15 protein-coding genes are annotated in these 19,276 nt (G+C 43.3%); 11 read left to right on the top strand and 4 right to left on the bottom strand.

The features are described 5' to 3' along the window. Positions 1-9: 9 nt before the first annotated feature. The 3 genes from SWOO_RS14755 to cysZ form a co-directional block, all read right to left on the bottom strand. Entirely contained in the window at positions 10-774 is a 765-nt protein-coding gene (locus SWOO_RS14755) for a nuclear transport factor 2 family protein (RefSeq protein ID WP_012325463.1), read from the bottom strand. A gap of 109 nt (positions 775-883) precedes the next feature. Next, positions 884-1,516, bottom strand: coding sequence for a GyrI-like domain-containing protein (locus SWOO_RS14750; RefSeq protein ID WP_012325462.1), 633 nt, complete (start codon positions 1,514-1,516; stop codon positions 884-886). Between the two features lie 190 nt (positions 1,517-1,706). After that, the gene (cysZ, locus tag SWOO_RS14745; RefSeq protein WP_012325461.1) at positions 1,707-2,480 is read right to left on the bottom strand and encodes a sulfate transporter CysZ; all 774 of its coding nucleotides are present in this window, start codon (positions 2,478-2,480) and stop codon (positions 1,707-1,709) included. A gap of 216 nt (positions 2,481-2,696) precedes the next feature. Between cysZ and SWOO_RS14740 the strand changes: the two genes are divergently transcribed. From SWOO_RS14740 to SWOO_RS14705, 8 genes are all read left to right on the top strand, one after another. Continuing rightward, complete coding sequence (locus SWOO_RS14740; RefSeq protein ID WP_012325460.1) at positions 2,697-6,098, top strand: chromosome segregation protein SMC; 3,402 nt, start codon at positions 2,697-2,699, stop codon at positions 6,096-6,098. Positions 6,099-6,125: 27 nt separating this feature from the next. Next, on the top strand, positions 6,126-7,061 hold the full coding sequence (gene zipA, locus SWOO_RS14735) for a cell division protein ZipA (protein ID WP_012325459.1): 936 nt from the start codon (positions 6,126-6,128) through the stop codon (positions 7,059-7,061). Between the two features lie 75 nt (positions 7,062-7,136). Further along, positions 7,137-9,149 carry an NAD-dependent DNA ligase LigA gene (gene ligA / locus SWOO_RS14730; protein WP_012325458.1) on the top strand — a complete coding sequence of 671 codons (2,013 nt, stop codon included), beginning with the start codon at positions 7,137-7,139 and terminating at the stop codon, positions 9,147-9,149. 201 nt (positions 9,150-9,350) lie between these two features. Next, the gene (locus SWOO_RS14725; protein ID WP_012325457.1) at positions 9,351-9,845 is read left to right on the top strand and encodes a DUF1842 domain-containing protein; all 495 of its coding nucleotides are present in this window, start codon (positions 9,351-9,353) and stop codon (positions 9,843-9,845) included. A gap of 123 nt (positions 9,846-9,968) precedes the next feature. Next, entirely contained in the window at positions 9,969-10,436 is a 468-nt protein-coding gene (locus SWOO_RS14720) for a DUF2919 domain-containing protein (RefSeq protein WP_012325456.1), read from the top strand. Between the two features lie 639 nt (positions 10,437-11,075). Continuing rightward, positions 11,076-12,290 (top strand): HD-GYP domain-containing protein, encoded by a 1,215-nt coding sequence (locus SWOO_RS14715; protein ID WP_012325455.1) that lies wholly within the window; start codon positions 11,076-11,078, stop codon positions 12,288-12,290. An 88-nt stretch (positions 12,291-12,378) separates the two neighbouring features. Continuing rightward, complete coding sequence (locus tag SWOO_RS14710; protein ID WP_012325454.1) at positions 12,379-13,194, top strand: SDR family oxidoreductase; 816 nt, start codon at positions 12,379-12,381, stop codon at positions 13,192-13,194. A gap of 34 nt (positions 13,195-13,228) precedes the next feature. Then, positions 13,229-13,855 (top strand): thiol:disulfide interchange protein DsbA/DsbL, encoded by a 627-nt coding sequence (locus tag SWOO_RS14705; protein WP_012325453.1) that lies wholly within the window; start codon positions 13,229-13,231, stop codon positions 13,853-13,855. A 68-nt stretch (positions 13,856-13,923) separates the two neighbouring features. Here SWOO_RS14705 and SWOO_RS14700 read toward each other — a convergent pair whose 3' ends face one another. After that, complete coding sequence (locus SWOO_RS14700) at positions 13,924-15,840, bottom strand: hypothetical protein (RefSeq protein ID WP_012325452.1); 1,917 nt, start codon at positions 15,838-15,840, stop codon at positions 13,924-13,926. Positions 15,841-16,664: 824 nt separating this feature from the next. Here SWOO_RS14700 and SWOO_RS14690 point away from each other — a divergent pair. The 3 genes from SWOO_RS14690 to SWOO_RS14680 all read left to right on the top strand — a co-directional run bounded on the left by SWOO_RS14690 (position 16,665) and on the right by SWOO_RS14680 (position 19,203). Next, on the top strand, positions 16,665-16,931 hold the full coding sequence (locus tag SWOO_RS14690; RefSeq protein WP_012325450.1) for a DUF4212 domain-containing protein: 267 nt from the start codon (positions 16,665-16,667) through the stop codon (positions 16,929-16,931). A gap of 27 nt (positions 16,932-16,958) precedes the next feature. Beyond that, positions 16,959-18,677: a sodium:solute symporter family protein gene (locus tag SWOO_RS14685; protein WP_012325449.1), complete on the top strand. Its 1,719-nt coding sequence runs from the start codon at positions 16,959-16,961 to the stop codon at positions 18,675-18,677. A gap of 166 nt (positions 18,678-18,843) precedes the next feature. Beyond that, complete coding sequence (locus SWOO_RS14680; protein WP_012325448.1) at positions 18,844-19,203, top strand: hypothetical protein; 360 nt, start codon at positions 18,844-18,846, stop codon at positions 19,201-19,203. Positions 19,204-19,276: the final 73 nt, after the last annotated feature.

Below are 19,276 nucleotides of genomic sequence, written 5' to 3'. Positions count from 1 at the left end.
TATCGTGTATTAGAACTTACCGTTATTGTTCTTCCATTCTGATTTTGGGTGGATAGTTTCTCTGGTGTCCCAATGTTCAATAATTTTTCCGCTCTCTAGCCTAAATAGATCATAAAAGGAGCTATGTTGACCTTGGTAGTAACCTTCACAGGCTGATAATACAAAGTTTCCCTCAGCCAATATTCGGTGTGATTTGTCATACTGAATTGAAAACCTGTCATCTATATCGGACTCAGACAAAGCTACGTGAACCGATGACAGGCTGCTGAGCTTAGGGTTATGCTCGATATAGTGGTCAATATCTATGTAGTGAGACAACTTATTCAGTTGTCGACTAATGAGGACTTCATTAACGAAAGATTGTACAAGTTCACGATTTGATTCGGTTTTATCAAGATCTGATACCTCTGCAATACCATCAACCATACTGTGGCCTGCAGAGTTGGGCCCTTGGCGGCTTTGAATATTATCCCAATGCTCTACGGTTTGATCTCCCTCAAACCTGAACATCTCAAATCCAACTCTTTGGCTACTAAAGTCATACTCTGTATGAGCAAATACAAAATCAGCGTCTGCAAAGATCCGTACTATGTTGACTCGGGGAGAGGTTTTGGAAAGTCTCTTAAACAGGGCTGCTAACCCTTCGTCACCTTCGTGAGTTTGGGGATTATGTTGAATATATTGGCTTTGATTGACGACCTTTACTGATTCAGGATCGCCAGTTTCTATTCCTTTGAGCAGGGCATGGATAAGCTGTTTTCGTCTTGAGGTCATAGAGGCTCCATCTCACCTTGAGTTTATCTATTCAGGCAACAATCTATCTATATAAGCTTTTGCTAAACAAATTTAACCTACAGCTTTTGCTGCTCTATTTCAATGATGGTTAAACCACTTGAAACCTTAATACTGTTTTCAGCTTTTCTGGGGCGACTTTACGAGGATCGCTAAGGTATATCTCTCGGTGCACCTTAGAGCGACGTGTCAGGCCTTGAGCTTGTGCGAAGGATTCCATCTCCTCGAAGGTCTGAGACTCATTCTCAAATGGGCCCAAGTGCAGCATTTGAATACATCTCCCATCTGTAATTGTTGTAAACTTTACCTGCTCTAATAGCGGGTTATCTCGCTTACTCTTGGCAAGGTTGAGCATCTCTTCATAGAGGTTCGTGTCGACAAATTTAGGCTGGCGGATCATTAGCTGATAGACCAAATCTTTTTTATCTATTGTGCCTAAGAAGTGTGCTTTAGCTTGGTCATTGATATCCCAAATACCCTCTAACGGGTAGACAGTGAAATCGAAATAGCCATTTGGTTTTGTCGTCATCGTTTTAGGATGCATCTTTATCGTATAAGCCAAAGAGTAAAGAGTGCCGATATACTGTGTAAATATCTCATCCTCAGGGCTACCTTCGCCTGATAGAGTGATGAAGTTTAACGAGGGAACTTCAAGCAACTCCGGCTTATTTTTGGGAATATAGAGACTCTTTTCCTTTTTTCGCCACTCATATTTATCTGACATGGACTCTCCTTCAGTTATCTATCATGTCGAGTACAATAACACTGCGCAAGCAGTGAGTAAGTAAGGAGTTAGTACTAGTTGGTTATCTTGCAAGATTGAGAGATGATGGAGAAATTGAACTGGCGGTTTAATCAGATACTGAATCAACAGGGGGCTTTGTTACGCCCCCTTAGTACGGCGAACTGAGAGGTTACTCTGGCGCAATCTCTGGGTGTTTATAGGCTTCACGATACTTGTCTACCCACATGGATGTTGCACCACAAATGGCGACTGGCATCACAATAAAGTTGACGATAGGGATCATCGAAAACAGGGTAACGGCAGCGCCGAAACTAAAACTGCTACCTTTGGTTTGATTAAGGGCAAACTTCATATCGTCGAAGGGAACCTTATGATTATCGAATGGGTAATCACAATATTGAATCGCCATCATCCAGGCACTGAACATAAACCAGATTATCGGTGCAAAGGTTTGTCCGATAAATGGGATCCAGAATAAGATCAAGCAGATAATTGCTCTTGGCAGGTAATATTTAAGTTTTTTCCACTCTCTACCTAAGATACGTGGAAGATCTTTGACCAGGTCGACTGTGGTACCAGTATTGAGATCTTTTCCCGTAAGGTGTTGCTCAACCTTCTCGGCTAATAAACCATTAAAGGGCGCGGCTAACCAGTTCATCACTGAGCTGAATAGAAAAGAGAGCACAACCAGCAATGTGAGCACTGCTAGTGGCCACAAGAGGAAGTTTAGCCAACTTAAGTAATCGGGCAGTTGAGAAGATATCCAGTTAAACATCTGTTCGAGCTGGCCGATGGCGAAGTAGATCACACTTGCGAATAGCACTAAGTTTATCATCAGCGGGATAAACACAAAGCTTCTTAGCCCTTTGGTTTTGATCAAGCTAAAGCCATCAAGAAAATAGTTAACGCCACTTTTTTTGGGTCTTTCAGCAGTTTGGTTCATAAAGTCGACACAATAATTAATTAGGAAAATGCTTAAATGGATTGTGTTCCAGTCAGATGGTGATGACAAGCAGTAAATAGACCCAAGTACAATAAAAACGTTACAAAATACTGCTCGCTTTGGTAAAGTAGCCCTCAGAAAATCAATACTCAAAAAGCTCTGTTCCGCTAATTTGCGACTATTTTTAAATTAGCTGAAAACGACCTAACTGGCACCATGAGACTCAAACAGATAAAACTTGCTGGATTTAAGTCGTTTGTCGATCCAACTAAGATCCCATTTCTCAACCCCCTGACTGCCGTTATCGGCCCTAATGGCTGTGGCAAGTCCAATATTATCGACGCCGTACGTTGGGTATTAGGCGAAAGCTCTGCTAAACACCTGCGTGGTGATTCGATGGCGGATGTTATTTTTAATGGCTCCACCGCCAGACGACCGGTTTCCGTGGCCAGTGTAGAGCTGTTATTTGAAAACCAAGATGGGAGACTTTCGGGTGAATATGCCAGCTATCAAGAGATCGCTGTTAAACGCCAAGTCAGTCGTGATGGTGATTCAAGCTACTTTCTAAATGGTCAAAAGTGTCGCCGCAAAGACATTACAGATCTCTTTATGGGGACAGGCCTTGGTCCACGTAGTTACGCGATTATTGAGCAGGGGACCATCTCTAGACTGATTGAGTCTAAACCTCAAGAGCTGCGTGTCTTTATCGAAGAAGCGGCGGGGATATCCAGGTATAAGGAGCGTCGCCGTGAAACGGAAAATCGTATCCGTCACACCCGTGAAAACTTAGAGCGACTCGCTGATATCCGCACCGAGCTGAGTCGGCAGTTAGATAAACTGGCCGAGCAAGCATCGGCGGCAAAGCAGTATCGAGAGTTAAAGCAATCTGAGCGTAAGCTAGATGCTGAGCTTTCCGTTAGTCGCTTTAGTGAGTTAACGCTTCAAATGGAGAAGTTAACCAATGAGATTAATCTGCTAGAGGTGGATCTGGCTGAATTTCTTGCGCTAAAGGAGAGTACCGAATTGAGTTTAACTCAGCTGAAGATTCAGTTGGTTGAGCTTGATGGGCAGGAGCAGAAGCGGGTTGAAGATTTTTATCTTTCAGGGACTCAAATCGCAAAGCTTGAGCAAGATTTAAAACACAGACAGCAGCAAGATGCTCATATTGATAAACGTATCGAAGATATTGTGGCGAAAGTTGCAACTCAGCTTGAACAGCTTAAAGCAGATGAAGCGCTTGCGGCCAAACTCTCCAGTGATCTTGCGGATAAAACACCGACTTTTGATAGCTTGAGTGATCAAGTTGAAGCGTTCAAGTTACAGCTGACGGAGAAAGAGTCTCAAGGTGAAACTCAGTCTCAAGCTTTGAGCCATCAAAAAGAGCTGGTCTCTACTTATCGGCTTGAGCAGGAGATGAGCCGAGGTAAGTTAACCAATCAGCAATCAAAGCTAGAACACAAGTTACAGCAGCAGATTAAGGTGAAGCAGCAGCTCGAGGAGCTGGCCACTCAGGCCAATGACTCCGAACAGCGTCAATCCGAAGAGCTTGAGCAGTTGAGTGAGGAGTCAAGCATTCAGCAGGAGCTGATTGATGAGCTAGATGAACAGTTCGATATAGCCAATCAGGCTCAAGTTAAGTTAAAAGCTAAACAGGAAGCGTTAAGTCAATCTTTAGCCGAGGAGCGTGGCCGCTTCTCCCTAGTATCTAAATTGCTTCCCGATGAAACCGATACGCAAGAGCAAGCTTTGTGGCAGGTACTCGATGTACAGCCAGGTTGGGAAAAGGCCGTTGAGTTACTGTTTGATGGCCTGTTAAAAGTACCAGCTTCACAAGAGAGTAGTGAAGCGGGGTTTGCGCTATTTGAACAACAAAATTGGCATGGGGTTACAGCAGATGCCAACCTGTCCCCTTGGCTTGCTAATGTTTACTGGGTTGAGTCGTTAGCGTTAGCCAAACAGCAGCTTGAGTCATTAGCGGAAGATCACCGTATCGTCACAGCCGATGGTTACCTGCTCGGGAGAGGTTTCTGTATCAAAAAAGGGACGGATTCGTCATCGCTTGTTCAGCTAAAGCGTGAGCAGAAGGCGCTGGAAGCGAGTATTGCTGAGTCAGAGATTCTGTTAAAAGAGGTTAATCAAAGTAGCCATCAGCAGGCGGCACTGCTGGAGTCCTTGACACAGGAGTTGAAACTCGGGCATGTTCGATCACAGCAGCTTAAACTCTCCATGGCTGGGCTGAGCTCTCAATTAGCCGCTTCTAAGCAAAGAGCCGCAGAGCAGAAAGTCACTTTTGCAAAGTTAGAGGAAGAATCTCAGCAGCTGCAGCTTGATATCGAGCAGACTCAGGGCGAGGAGCGTTTATTGCTTGACACCTTGAGTCAAGATGAAGCCTTGTATAAAGAGGCGAGCGCAGCGTTAGCTGTACTTGATGGTGAGCATCAAGCTCACCAGACTCAAGTGCGCACGCTAAGAAGTCAGATTGATGACCTTAAGCAGCAACAGAGCGGTGCTGGTAGTAGTATTCAGTCTTTAAAGACTAAAATAGCCCTAAAGGAGCAAGCGGTTTTCCAGCAAAAAGAGCGTATAGATGAGCTTAAGCTGGCTAAACTCGCGTTAGAGCATCAACTGGTTGAGCAAGACAGCCAAGGTGATGGTCAGCTCAGTGCATTAACTAAACAGTTAAATGAAGCATTGACGCAGCAACAGGTTAAGCAAGATGAGTTAGCGCAATTGCGACAGCAGCAAGCACAAGTGCAGGAAGCGAGCGATAGCGCAGGATTAAAGAAAAAACAACAGCTTGGAAAGATAGAACGCTTGACTCAATCTATCAGCACGTTAAAGTTACGTCGAGAGGGAATAAAAGGTCAGGCCGATAGTCAATCCATGCAGTTAAAAGAGCAGCAGATTGAGGTTGAGCTGGTGCAGTCAGCGATGGATATGAATATCACCTTAGCTGCAAGACAACGAGAGCTTGAGCGGATCAGAGCGAGAATTGTCCATCTGGGTGCGATTAACTTAGCTGCGATTGAGGAGTTTGAGCAGCAGAGTGAACGTAAATCTTATTTAGATAGCCAAGATGCCGATCTGACGAAGGCCTTGACCAGTCTAGAGGAGGCGATCCGTAAGATTGATAGGGAGACAAAGACTCGCTTTAAAGATACATTCGATAAAGTAAACAAAGATTTAGGTTTACTTTTCCCAAAAGTCTTTGGTGGTGGTAGCGCACATTTAGCATTAACCCACGATGATCTGCTTGAGACCGGTGTGACCATCATGGCAAGGCCGCCAGGTAAAAAGAATAGTACAATCCACCTTCTTTCTGGTGGAGAAAAAGCGTTAACCGCTTTATCATTGGTGTTTGCGATTTTTAGACTGAATCCAGCGCCTTTTTGTATGCTAGATGAAGTTGATGCGCCTTTAGATGATGCCAATGTCGAGCGTTTTTGTCGCTTGGTCAAAGAGATGTCACAAAGCGTGCAGTTTATCTATATCAGTCATAATAAGATCACCATGGAGTTGGCGGATCAGCTGATAGGTGTCACTATGCATGAGCCGGGAGTTTCACGTATAGTTGCGGTAGATATTGAAGAAGCGGTGGCGATGGCCGACGCTGTATAACAATTTATAGGAAAGACAGGGTAACCAATGGAAAATTTGCAACTGGTATTGTTTGTATTAGGTGCGATTGCAATTATCGCGGTACTTGTGCATGGTTTTTGGTCCATCAGGAAGCAGCAACCTAAATCGTTAAAAGAGAGCCCTATGTCAGGCTTTTATAAAGATCAAGCGTCGGTAAGGGACTCGCAAGGGTTTGATGCCGACGGCATTGGTGAAGTAAGAGTAAGAAAAGAGGTGCCGGCTACAGACAGGCAAGAAAAAGAAGATAAGCCGGTTCAAGAGCCCGCTTTTACGGCCGCGCCTAGTCGCGATGTAGAAGATTCGCGTCATGAGCAAGCCTTTGCTTTGAGTGATGAGCCTGTGCAACGCGCTGCTCGTCAACGCCAAGAGCCAGTCCTCTCTATGGGGGCTAACGCTAAAGATGATGAAGTTCAGATGGAGTTAGGTTTAGGACAAGATAGCCAAAGCTCGCTGTTTGAGACTGTAGAGCAAGAGAGTGTGGTTGAGCCGACTCCTGAGCCAGAGGTGAAAGCTGAAGAGCCGTTAGGTGAGCCTAAAGATGTCTTGGTTTTACACGTGGTGGCTAATGAAGGTGAAGAGCTAAATGGTGCAGAACTACTGCCTTGTTTATTATCATTAAACTTTAAGTTTGGTGATATGGATATTTTCCATCGCCATGAAGATAATGCAGGTACTGGTAAGGTGCTATTCTCATTGGCCAATATGGTTAAGCCTGGTGTCTTTAATCTGGATAACATGGAGCAATTTACCACTGAGGGTGTGGTGCTATTTATGACCTTGCCTTGCCATGGCGATCCATTGATGAACTTCTCAATCATGTTGAATTCAGCTCACCAACTTGCCGATGATGTTGGTGGTCGATTACTCGACGGCGGACGAGAAGATTGGAGTGAAAGCACCAAACAGCTTTATCTGCAGCGTATTCGTGCTCAGCTTGATTAATCAATACTTACCTGTAAAAAATTAAATTAGAAAGGCCGCCTTGCGGCCTTTTTCACGTTTCACTGGAAATATAAAATGCACGCGATAGAAGAGATCAAACAACTAACTGAGACAATCAATGAGCATAATCACAGCTACTATGTTGAGGATTCACCCAGTGTTCCTGATGCTGAATATGACCGTTTAATCAACCGCTTAAAGCAGCTTGAAGGGGAGAATCCCCATTTGTGTCTACCTACCTCTCCAACACAGAGAGTAGGCGGAATGGCGCTGGCTAAGTTTGATCAGATAACTCACCTTAAACCTATGCTCAGTTTAGACAATGTGTTTAGTGAGGAGGAGTTTGAGGCTTTTTATAAACGCATCAGTGATAAAACCAGTGAAGCACCAACATTTTGTTGTGAGCCTAAGCTCGATGGATTGGCGGTAAGCATACTCTATCGAGATGGCGTATATGAACGTGCTGCGACCCGTGGCGATGGTACCACTGGTGAAGATATCAGCGAAAATGTGCGCACAATTCTCTCTATACCGCTTAAGTTACGCGGTGATAATTTCCCACCTCTACTTGAGGTAAGAGGAGAGGTTATCATGCCTAAAAAAGCCTTCGATGCCCTCAATGATAGAGCGAGAGCTAAAGGTGAAAAGCTGTTTGTTAACCCAAGAAATGCGGCAGCAGGTAGCTTGAGGCAGCTAGACAGTAAAATTACTGCTAGCCGAGCTTTAGGATTTTACGCCTATGCGCTTGGAGTGGTTGAGCCTGAAACATGGGCGTTGGCTGACACCCACTATGATCAGTTAATGCAGCTTAGAGCTTGGGGATTCCCTGTTAGCGCCGAGGTAAAACAGTGCGGTGATGTTAGCTCTGTGGTGGCTTACTATACCGATATCATGACTCGCCGTGACTCCCTCGATTATGAGATTGATGGTGTGGTGATCAAGGTCGATAGTATTGAGCATCAAGGTCAGTTAGGTTTTGTGGCTAAAGCGCCAAGATGGGCTACAGCATTTAAGTTTCCTGCCCAAGAGGAGGTTACACTGCTCGAAGGCGTCGATTTTCAGGTCGGACGCACTGGCGCTGTAACCCCTGTAGCGAGACTAAAACCAGTGTTTGTGGGTGGTGTGACGGTATCAAATGCCACCTTACATAATGCCGATGAGATAGCTAGGCTTGGGGTGAAAGTGGGGGATACCGTTATCGTGCGCCGCGCGGGTGATGTTATCCCACAAATTGTTGCCATTGTTGCTGATAAACGTCCCGATGACGCCCGTGAAATTGAGTTTCCTGACACTTGCCCTGTGTGTAACAGCATGGTTGAACGTGTTGAAGGTGAGGCGGTTGCACGTTGTACTGGCGGTCTGTTCTGTGAGGCGCAGCGTAAAGAAGCGATTAAACATTTCGCTTCTCGCAAAGCGTTAGATATTGATGGCATGGGTGATAAGGTGGTTGAACAGTTAATTGACAAGGAGCTGGTTGAAAGCCCAGCAGATCTGTTTAAGTTAACAGCGTCAGCGATCACCATGTTAGATCGTATGGGGATGAAGTCGGCCACCAATTTAGTGGCGGCCATTGAAGTAGCTAAGACCACCACGTTTAGCCGTTTCTTGTATGGATTAGGAATTAGAGAAGTGGGGGAGGCGACTGCAGCTAACTTGGCCAACTATTTTAAGACTTTAGATAAGCTTAAAGCGGCGGATGCCGAGAGCTTTATTAAGGTCGATGACGTGGGCACTATTGTAGCTCAACACCTAACACACTTCTTTGCTCAACCTCATAACCTTGAAGTGGTTGATAAGTTAATTGAAGCGGGTGTTAATTGGCCTGAGATTGAAGAGGTCGCTGAAGAATCGCTTTCGCTTAAGGGACAAACCTGGGTGTTAACAGGTACATTAACTCAGTTAAATAGGAACGATGCTAAGGCAAGACTTCAGGCGCTTGGTGCTAAAGTTGCAGGTAGCGTCTCAAAAAATACCGACTGTCTAGTGGCTGGCGAAGCCGCTGGCTCTAAGCTGACAAAAGCTCAGGACTTAGGAGTAAAGGTTATCGATGAAGAGGCGCTTTTACAGCTACTCTCCGATAGCGAATAATACCTCTCTGGATACCGCAATAGTGCGGTATCCAGACTCTCTTTTCTCGTTTCTCTCCTATTAATCCTTCACTGCACTTTCCTTTGTAATATCGCGTAATACGTATATCTAACCTTTTTGGCTAGTTTTAGTGCTGCTTGTCTCTAGCTGTTTAAGGGACAAGTTTCACTCTTATCTAATTAGACATAAAAGGAATTTCCCATGAGTAAAGAAAATCAGGTTGGACTATTTCGCGTTTCCTATGTGATCTCACCTTCAGTTGCCGGACATCCTTTATTGGGCGCAACGCAGCTTAGGTTGGAGCTAGTGGTCAATACTGTCGATAAGACAGTGAATGGCGTCGGTCATGTTTTTCAATCGACCAATCCACCTGTGAATGTGATCTCACAATTCTCTGGTGAATGGTCCTATATGTGTACTATGAATTCGTGCAATATTTTAGTTGTTGCCGATGGCTTTGACTTCTCATCTATTCTTATTGGTGGGCATCCAGTTGAGCATAAAAATGCAACACTGCGCATGTCGCTTGGTGAGGATTGGCAGTCTGGTGTGGCTAATTTCTCATATCTTTACGAAGGTGAGTGGTATGAAATTGAGGCGGCTCAAGTTGTCGTGTCAAATGACGAGACCCAACAGAACCTAGATGCGTTAACCACATTTACCACTGCTAATAAGCCAAAAGTTTCTATGCAGTAGTAAGTTAGTGGAGCATCTTTTGTAGCCCTTGGTTAATTTTGCCTAGGGCTATTTGTTTAGCAAGGATTGAATTTACCTGATTAGTCACCATATGGATATAAAGAGACTGAGTAAGGTAAGTTCGTGAATTTTAGCAATATCACTTGGCTTGATGATAATGGCCATATAAAGCCACCAATATATCTGTATTTCATCTTAATATTTCTTGCTAGAGGTTGGTGCATTTTTATCGCTTCGTTAACTCAAGCAAGTGATCGTGCAGCTTTAGTCGCACTCTTTTACCCACAAAAAGCTGATTTCATGATGGCATTGGCGGCAGGTGCGGGGGCACTGCTACTTTATGGTTTTATCATCGCAGAGCGCAAACGTTCGCCAGTTTGGGTAAGACCCTTGTTTAACCAGTTTAGGTGGGTGTTACTTCTGTTGTTGCTGGTGGATGGTGGCTTGCTGATCGAAAGAAGCATTAACTCACACTATTTATACAGTTGGAGCATGGGATTGGATGGATTAATTCTTTTTTGGAGTTTTATCTATCTATTTAAATCTAAACGCTTAAGTCACTACTTTTCTGATTGGAAGAGAGAGGAGTGAGCTCTACTTAGTGCTTAGTTAGTATTTCATTTTGAAAAAATAGCGCTGCTAAAAAGCAGCGCTAAAGGATCTTTACTTAACGTAATAGAGACGTGAGGTCACAACACCTTGTCACGATCCTAAATCTTACAAATACCTTGTTAAATCAATCGATAAAGTCTTGATATCTTCAACAAAAAGGACAATTGACAGCAACACTCTTTAAGGTGACCAAATGGGGTCTCTTAGTCACCTTTAAGAACAGAAGAACTATAACATCAATCTATATTGTATACAATATCCTTTCTGTTGTTAATCTAAATATACCTCTTCAGTTCATCCACTTAACTTCATTGATATAACTTGCTTGCAGGGTGGTAAGGGGTTGTATATGCTGTTTTTATCTTAACGGTGTTGTTTTTGTGTTGGAATGTAATACCTTGTCAGGTTCTTACTGGTTAAATTTATAAACAACTAGTTAATCATAAATAGTTTGAATTTAATTTATTACAAATTTCTCAATGTTCTATAGTTATCTCATTAAGTTAAGTAGGTTTTTATTTAGAGTATTATACTTAAGTCAGTGTCAGGTACTGAAAGTACACTCATTTACCGAGTGTTTATCAGTCTAACTTGTTTATTGATAGGGAGTTTAACGGGTTGGCTAGAGCCGAACAGGTACATTTACCCTTAGCTAAGTTACAGATTGGACTCACAATAAAACTGCCATTGTCATGGAAGAATCACCCGTTTCTGTTTAATCGTGTCCAGATTAAAGAGGAGGTGCAGATTGAGTTGATTAAAAGCTTAGGGGTTCCCTATGTGATCTTGCTATCTGGTCATGAGCTTCTCCCTGAAGAGGAGGAGAGCAGTAATGATAGTGAGGAAGTGGAGGTTGAACAGCAAACCTCGGAAGTTGACATTAATATGGAGGTGCGCAAGTCCTTAAGACTCAGCCAGCAAAGGTTCATCAAAAGTGTTAACGATACCCGCACAGCGTTTAGTAAAACTGGCAGCGATCCTGAAGGGGCCTATCGTAGCTCAGCAGCAATTGTTGAGGAGATGCTGGAGCATATGTCTGAAGTTGAGCTTCCTGAACTTGCTCTTGTTAGTGCTGGGGAGTCCGACAGCAGTATTACTCAACATGGGATCTCCGTTGCTGTTGTCGCCTTGATGATAGCGAAAACGATGAATTTAAATATGTCTGATATGAGGGATATCGCTTTAGGTTGTTTATATCATGATATTGGTAAGCTAAAGGTGCCGGATACTATACGTCGTAAGCGGGGGGCGCTCACAGATCATGAGGCCAACTTTATGAAGATGCACCCTAATTTTGGCTATGACATGATGAGCAAGTCTGGGCTTTTTCCTGAAGCTGTACTCAATATTATTCTTCATCATCATGAGTTTATCGATGGTTCCGGTTACCCAGATGGTTTGAAGGGCAAGAAAATCCCACTTCCGACCCAAATTGTCAGTTTGGCAAATGATTTTGATAGGCAATTATGGGCCGAGAGTGTTCGCTCTCCCCAGGTGGCTTTAGGTTACCTGTTTAAAAAGCGAGCAGGGAAGCATGATGAAGCACTCATCTCCAGTTTAGTGAAGATCTTAGGGATCTACCCTCCGGGCACCATAGTTCAACTCTCTGATATGAGTGTTGGCAAGGTGATGATGACGACCAAGGAGGTTAAGCAACCGCAAGTGTGGGCCTGTGAAGCCGATGGCAGTGAGTCAAACTTACGTTTCTTAATTCAGGAAAAGGTGACTGTTGAGAAGGTGTTGAAGGTTGAAGAGCTGTCTGAGGGCGCGATGAAATCATTGCAACCTGAGATGGGAATTAGCTTCTATTTCAACAGTGCACCAGAGAGCTAGCTCAATTTTAGATTGCAGTCCTTGCCTACTAGTATCCTAATACTGCATTCGCTATGATGTCTCAAATTGTAGCTGTATCGAGTTGGCCTTGAAGATTAACACAGTAAGTATTGTAGGTTGTGGTTGGTTTGGTTTGCCACTGGCAAAAGAGTTAGTGAACCAGGGTTTTGTTGTCAGTGGTAGCAAAAGAAGCGCCGAAGATGCGTTGGCCCTTGAGCTAGACAATATCAGTGGGTTTGTCTTAGATCTGGATAACAGCAATGATAATCAGGCTCATCTCAATGTTAAGTTACACACTGATGCGATAATCATTAATATCCCCCCATCAATTCGAAAGTCCCCCGGCGCTTATATTAGACGCTTAGAGCAGTTAAAGCGCCTTATTGCAGCTCACCAATACCAAAAGCTTATCTTTATCAGCACTACTGGCGTGTACCCCTCATGTGGAAAACTCGTAACAGAGCAAGATGCACAAGCACACTCTGAGGCCAGTGAGGTGTTACTGCAGGCGGAGTCGCTCTTTAATCAGGCTAGCAATGCCTGCGTGATACGTTTTGCAGGGCTTGTGGGGCCGGCAAGGCACCCTGGGCGATTCTTAGCGGGGAAAACTGAGCTTGCTGGCGCTGACTCTCCAGTGAATATTGTACATCTCGATGATTGTGTAGCAGCAGTTACTTGTGTGTTATCGAGTGATAAGGTTTCCGATACCTATAACCTCTGTGCCCCAGAGCATCCGACTCGAAAAGAGTTTTATACTCAAATGGCGCGGTCACTCTCTTTAGTTGAGCCTGAGTTTGGTGATATCGCGCAAGCAGGTAAGGTTATTGATGGAAGTAAAATCTCAACTGAGCTGGGATTTGAGTATCAACATCAAGATCCGATGAAGATCTGTTTTACGCTTTAAGTGTTTTTTAGATTGTCATATTAATGGAGATAAGATGAGATTAATTACAAACCCCTTAATGGCATTGCTACTTCTTTTTACAGCTCTATTGTCGATGAATGTTGATGCTAACCCTTACGTGGAGGGAGTCGATTATACCCAAGTCTCTGGGATCCCAGAGTCCAGCACTCCAGTCGTCAGGGAGTTTTTCTCCTATAACTGTCCTCACTGCTACCGCCAAGATCCTCTTTTTGAGGAGACTGAGGCTTTGCTAAAGGGCAAAGTTGAATTTGCCAGAACGCCTATTGGTGCGGGCCGAACCAGTTGGATTTTGAGCCAAGAGGCATATTATTTAGCTGAAAAGTTTAAGATGGCCTCTCAACTTCATGGCAATATTTTCAAGCGGATCCATGAGAAAGAGGGCGCATTTACTCGCAAGGAGCAACTGGTCGAGTATTTTGTTAAGCAAGGAGTTAAGCGTGAGGATGTGGATAAAGCCATGAGCTCTGCCGATGCAAGCTTAGCTATCTCTAATTATGATGCCCAGGCGCAACTTGCCGGAATACGTGGTGTGCCTTCGTTACTGGTAAACGGAAAATACCTTATCTCATCAAAACACAGAACCGCAGAGGAACTCGCCGAACTGGTGACCTATCTCTCTGGGCTTGAGGATAAACCTTAGTCACTTACTAAAAACCGCAACCAAGCTCTTGGTTGCGGTTTTTGTTTAGGGGATTGGTTTAAAGGTTATTAGCGAGTATTACTTGTGCTTGAGTAAGAGTTTCCTTTACCACTGGCAGTTGAGTTGCCAGAGACAGTTAAATTTTTGGCGTAGTTAGAGAGGACGACCGTATTATTACGTTGACCTGATGTGATGCCTGAGGTGCGTAATCTCTCATAAACCACTTTCTTAATAACGCTACTGCCACTGAACTCTGAGCGATAGTTGTTATCTTCTATTGTGGCTGTATTGGTATTATCGATAAATATCGCTGGTGCATTTTGTGCCTGCTCATTAATTGTATTATTGGTTATGGTCAGGTTTTTATTGCACTTTAGTGTGCTGGCATTGTTTTTGATTGCGTTATAAACCAAAATTGCTGGGCCGTGAAGCTGCTGTACAGCTGTATTATTTGAGATCGTAACGGATTGGCTGCATTGTGAATTATGTTCAGCATCACCACCCATCCAGATCCCTGAGTTGCCATTGCGGCGCACAGTATTGCCTGAAATTTTTCCGAATGATGCGTTGGAGCGAATAGCTCGTCCCTTGTTATGTTGCAAAACATTATTTTTCACTTCAAAAGGGTTACTGCTGGTACCAATAGTTGCACTACGGCTGCCAATATAGTCGCCAGCTACAGAGTTATTGATGCTCTTATTAAAGGTGATTTTGATATTGCCGTCACTCAAGCTAGTGATGTTCGTTACTTTTAACCCTTTGTCTTTCTTACGAGAGTCTGTTTTATCATAGATGTCCACTATGTCACCGCTACTGATAAATTGTCCCTTTTTCTCATTTATCGTCGCTGTATCACCTGAAACTGATGTTAGGTCTGTGCCTCGCGCAAACAAGCCTAAAGAATCGTCGGCATTATGATCTATCGTTGAATTTATAATTTTCAACCCTCCGCGAATGGCTTGGAAGATATAACCTCCCGCTGTACCTGCCATCAGTGGGTTTACATCGCCACTGTTAATCTTTTTACGGCGGTAATTAACGTTATCTAGGGTAATATTACTGCCGCCGTTTTGACCACGAACAGCTACTGCTGGGGCGTTTGATATCTCCAAGTTCTTCGCTGTTACATTACTGGTATTAAAGAAATAGAGGGTTTCGCCACCCACTTTAGGTGAAAGGGCTACTTTTAGGTTACTATTGGTTCTGTGGTTATTATATAGATAGGTCGAATCTGTCTTGCTTATACCTGATAACTCATAACGATTCCCATCCAGATGGCGGGAGGCGGTGAACTTCATGTCTGACGGTACTTTCTCAAAGGTAGTATCACCATTAAAAGTGACGATATAACTTTTGTCCGTACTATCACGGATAAACTGCTCTGGTGCACTATAACCAGTATCTAATTGAATTATTGCCGTTGAATCGCTTTTAGAAGTGATAGAGCTCGCTTCAAGTTTTCCTTGGGTAAATGGGTATTTGTCATGGGTCAGTGAGAGGTTATTGATTCGAACATTATTACTATTAAAAAAGCTAATGCCGTTAAGTCCAGTGGTGTTACCGTTAATATTCTGATTAAATCCAACGAATTTTATGGTGGTGTTATTTGTACCTCCTCCTCTGATCTGTAGGTATTTACTGGAGGTTTTATTGGCGATGGCAATGCGGGAGTTATTGAAACTGTAGTTTTTGCTTGAGTGTTTGCTTTTTGCACTAACCGTCACAGGGGCTGCAAAATTAAAACTACCGCTACCAAATACGAGATCAACATCTTTAGCTGTTGATTGTTGAATGGCAAAGTCTGTGGCGCCTTTCATACAGGCACTGTTATCAGTGTTTGATGCTAGTACCCCCCAATCCTTTACGTTAATTTTACAGTAGGTTGCATTGCTACCTGCACTACATGTATTGGGTGTTGAGCAGGCAAAGGCTTGTCCTGCTAATGAAGCGCCAATAAGGGCCAGCACGCTTGTTGTTTTTCTCATACAATCTTTCTCCATACAAGGTTTTTATAATAGTATTTGTATGACAAATAACCTAGCATAGATGAAGATGAAAAAGCGAAAAATATTATTTTCTATCAATAATCTTAACTTGCTGATATTTAAATTTATTGTTGGTTTTATCTAAAATGTCGGTTAGAACAAAAAGTAATAAGAAGATAATTCATCTTAGCTTATTGCCTTTTTTTCGTCATTTTATAGTTTTTATCACTGATAAAGCATCATTTGTAGCGATTGCTATGAATTTCAATTTAGCATCACTCCTATTAATAACGGTGAATATGTACCATGAAACCTTTAATACTGTAGATTTTGTGGTGAGTGGACTTTTATTATTATCGAATCTAAGCGTCTCTTTTTATATGATTAATAGTTTGATCTAGTGCAGCAAGTCTCCGTTTGTAATAAGCTTTTACTCTATTTTTTTGTTTTCTCTTTAATGAAGACGGAATCAATAGAGGGATAAAAGTTTCTACTGGATTATCATTATCTACCCAGAGTATGAGTAATTACTCTTTCTATCACCTTAGTCGCCAGCCCTTTCATTTAGTGGCTCTCACGCCGAAAGTAGGTGCTGATGTCATTAATCTTTACGATCTATCTCCTACCTTAGTCTAACGTTTACCGTTCAAAGACTAATGGCTTTACGTGTACGTAAATGTGTAAGCTGTTGTTATATATTAATAATGTTTTGGCGTCATACGAAAGTTACCGTGTGCGTTAGACTAAGGTCGCGATTGTTGTTGTCTTGTTGCTTGATAAATTAACTGAGACTTAAATATAAAAATCATCACAGAGGAGTCGCTATGAGTTTTGAAAGCAACGACAAAGCGGAAGGTTACTGGCGTGAGAACTTACGTTTAGTGCTTGGCTTATTAGCCATTTGGGCAGCTGTTTCTTTTGGCTGCGGTATTTTATTGGTAGATGTGCTCAATGAGTTCCATTTCATGGGCTTCAAATTAGGGTTCTGGTTTGCACAGCAAGGTGCAATGTACGTGTTTGTGGCGCTGATTTTTGTCTATGTCGCTAAGGCGAATGCATTAGACAAAAAATACAATGTTCACGAAGACTAACATTTAACCTAGATAAGGAGCGGTGAGATGGATGTACAAACTCTAACGTATTTAATCGTGGGCGCAACGTTTGCCCTCTATATTGGAATTGCGATCTGGTCCAGAGCCGGATCGACAAAAGAATTTTATGTTGCAGGTGGCGGTGTCCATCCTGTGATGAATGGTATGGCAACAGCGGCCGATTGGATGTCTGCAGCGTCATTTATCTCACTTGCTGGTATCGTTTCGTTTGTCGGATATGATGGCTCTGTATACCTGATGGGTTGGACGGGAGGTTATGTTCTGCTAGCGCTTTGCATGGCACCTTACCTACGTAAGTTTGGTAAGTTTACGGTACCTGACTTTATTGGTGACCGTTACTACTCACAAGCAGCACGTACCGTTGCCGTTGTGTGTGCCATCTTTATCTGCTTTACCTACATCGCGGGTCAGATGCGTGGTGTGGGCGTGGTATTCTCACGCTTCCTCGAAGTTGATGTTGAAACCGGTGTATATATTGGTATGGCCGTGGTCTTCTTCTACGCTGTACTCGGTGGAATGAAAGGCATTACATACACTCAGGTTGCACAGTATTGTGTGCTTATCTTCGCTTTCATGGTGCCAGCTATCTTTATCTCTGTGATGATGACAGGCCATGTATTGCCACAAATCGGCTTTGGTGCTGAGCTTATTGATGCTGCGGGGAATGGTACCGGAGTCTACTTATTGGATAAGTTAGATGGCTTATCGGCTGAACTCGGCTTTGCGCAGTATACCGAAGGCTCTAAGAGCATGATTGATGTGTTCTTTATCACTGGTGCCTTGATGTTTGGTACTGCTGGTCTGCCTCACGTTATTGTACGTTTCTTCACTGTACCTAAAGTAAAAGATGCACGTGTATCAGCGGGTTGGGCACTTGTGTTCATCGCTATCATGTACACCACTGTTCCTGCTCTTTCAGCTTTCTCTCGTGTAAACATGATTGAAACTATTAATGGTCCAGAATCAACGGGTGTTGCTTATGAAACTGCGCCTGAGTGGATTAAGAACTGGGAGAAGACTGGGCTTATTACATGGGATGATAAAAATGCTGATGGCAAGATCTACTATGCTAAAGGCGCTGAAAATGAGATGAAGATTGACCGTGATATCATGGTTTTGGCAACACCTGAAATTGCTAACTTACCAGCTTGGGTTATCGCACTGGTAGCAGCTGGTGGCTTAGCGGCGGCGTTATCAACTTCTGCTGGTCTGCTGCTCGTTATCTCAACTTCGGTCTCTCATGATCTGTTGAAGAAAAACTTTATGCCGGATATCTCAGATAAGAAAGAGTTGATGTTTGCTCGAATCGCTGCGGCACTCGGTATTGTGATGGCAGGTTACTTCGGAATTAATCCACCAGGCTTTGTAGCTGCGGTGGTAGCGATAGCCTTTGGTTTAGCTGCATCGTCACTGTTCCCTGCTATTATCATGGGGATCTTCTCTAAAACCATAAACAAAGAGGGGGCGATTGCTGGTATGGTCATTGGCCTACTGTTCACTGCCTCTTATATTGTGTTCTTTAAGTTTGTTAACCCTGAGATTAACAATGCAGATCACTGGTTTATGGGTATCTCTCCTGAAGGTATCGGTATGTTAGGTATGTTTGTGAACTTTGCTGTCGCCTTCGGTGTGAGTAAAGTGACTGCTGCTGTTCCTGCTGATGTTGTTGAGATGGTTGAGTCAATTCGTTTCCCTAAAGGGTCTGGCGAAGCACACGACCACTAACGATGTGACCTTAGTTACAGAGTAAAAAGAGCGCTTAGGCGCTCTTTTTTGTTGTCAGTTATTCAAGATTCATTTGTCCAGCTTATGATCATAATGAGCGCAAGGGGATTTATTGATCAAAAGTAACCTAAGATAATTCTGCCTTTAATTTTTGAGGCTTAATAATATGAAAAAGTATGTACTCTTGGCTGGGCTCTCTACCGCCCTTATCTCTCCTAATCTGTTTGCGCAAAATTTACTTAAAGATGCGGTGCGCTTGAATCGGGATATTAAGGAGACTAAAGCTGAGTATAAAGGTGAGCTTCGCCGTACTGAGCATAAGTTAAAAAAGGCGAGAAGAAGCGCAGAGGAGTTGGCCGATGGTAGTTACACTAAACATCAGTTGAGTAAGGCTGAGCGCAAAGCTGCAAAGAAAGTAGAGAAAATAAAAGATGGGTTAGATCCAAGAGATGAGATTAGTGACAAGGTTCGCCGTGATATCAAACGAGAGAAGCGTAAAGCGATAAATAACTGGTTAGCAGAGTGATCTGCTTTATTTTATTGATTAACTCTGTTACCTATCTAGCTCCACTCTGAGCTTTAATCACGTAAAGGACGAC

The organism is Shewanella woodyi ATCC 51908, assembly GCF_000019525.1.
Taxonomy (GTDB): domain Bacteria; phylum Pseudomonadota; class Gammaproteobacteria; order Enterobacterales; family Shewanellaceae; genus Shewanella; species Shewanella woodyi.
This window is presented reverse-complemented; position numbering and strand designations above follow the sequence as displayed.

What these genes read in the sequence shown, in the direction of transcription:
- SWOO_RS14755 (WP_012325463.1), bottom strand. Translation starts at nt 774, where the DNA reads ATGACCTCAAGACGAAAACAGCTTATCCATGCCCTGCTCAAAGGAATA.
- SWOO_RS14750 (WP_012325462.1), bottom strand. Translation starts at nt 1,516, where the DNA reads ATGTCAGATAAATATGAGTGGCGAAAAAAGGAAAAGAGTCTCTATATT.
- cysZ (WP_012325461.1), bottom strand. Translation starts at nt 2,480, where the DNA reads ATGAACCAAACTGCTGAAAGACCCAAAAAAAGTGGCGTTAACTATTTT.
- SWOO_RS14740 (WP_012325460.1), top strand. Translation starts at nt 2,697, where the DNA reads ATGAGACTCAAACAGATAAAACTTGCTGGATTTAAGTCGTTTGTCGAT.
- zipA (WP_012325459.1), top strand. Translation starts at nt 6,126, where the DNA reads ATGGAAAATTTGCAACTGGTATTGTTTGTATTAGGTGCGATTGCAATT.
- ligA (WP_012325458.1), top strand. Translation starts at nt 7,137, where the DNA reads ATGCACGCGATAGAAGAGATCAAACAACTAACTGAGACAATCAATGAG.
- SWOO_RS14725 (WP_012325457.1), top strand. Translation starts at nt 9,351, where the DNA reads ATGAGTAAAGAAAATCAGGTTGGACTATTTCGCGTTTCCTATGTGATC.
- SWOO_RS14705 (WP_012325453.1), top strand. Translation starts at nt 13,229, where the DNA reads ATGAGATTAATTACAAACCCCTTAATGGCATTGCTACTTCTTTTTACA.
- SWOO_RS14700 (WP_012325452.1), bottom strand. Translation starts at nt 15,840, where the DNA reads ATGAGAAAAACAACAAGCGTGCTGGCCCTTATTGGCGCTTCATTAGCA.
- SWOO_RS14690 (WP_012325450.1), top strand. Translation starts at nt 16,665, where the DNA reads ATGAGTTTTGAAAGCAACGACAAAGCGGAAGGTTACTGGCGTGAGAAC.
- SWOO_RS14685 (WP_012325449.1), top strand. Translation starts at nt 16,959, where the DNA reads ATGGATGTACAAACTCTAACGTATTTAATCGTGGGCGCAACGTTTGCC.
- SWOO_RS14680 (WP_012325448.1), top strand. Translation starts at nt 18,844, where the DNA reads ATGAAAAAGTATGTACTCTTGGCTGGGCTCTCTACCGCCCTTATCTCT.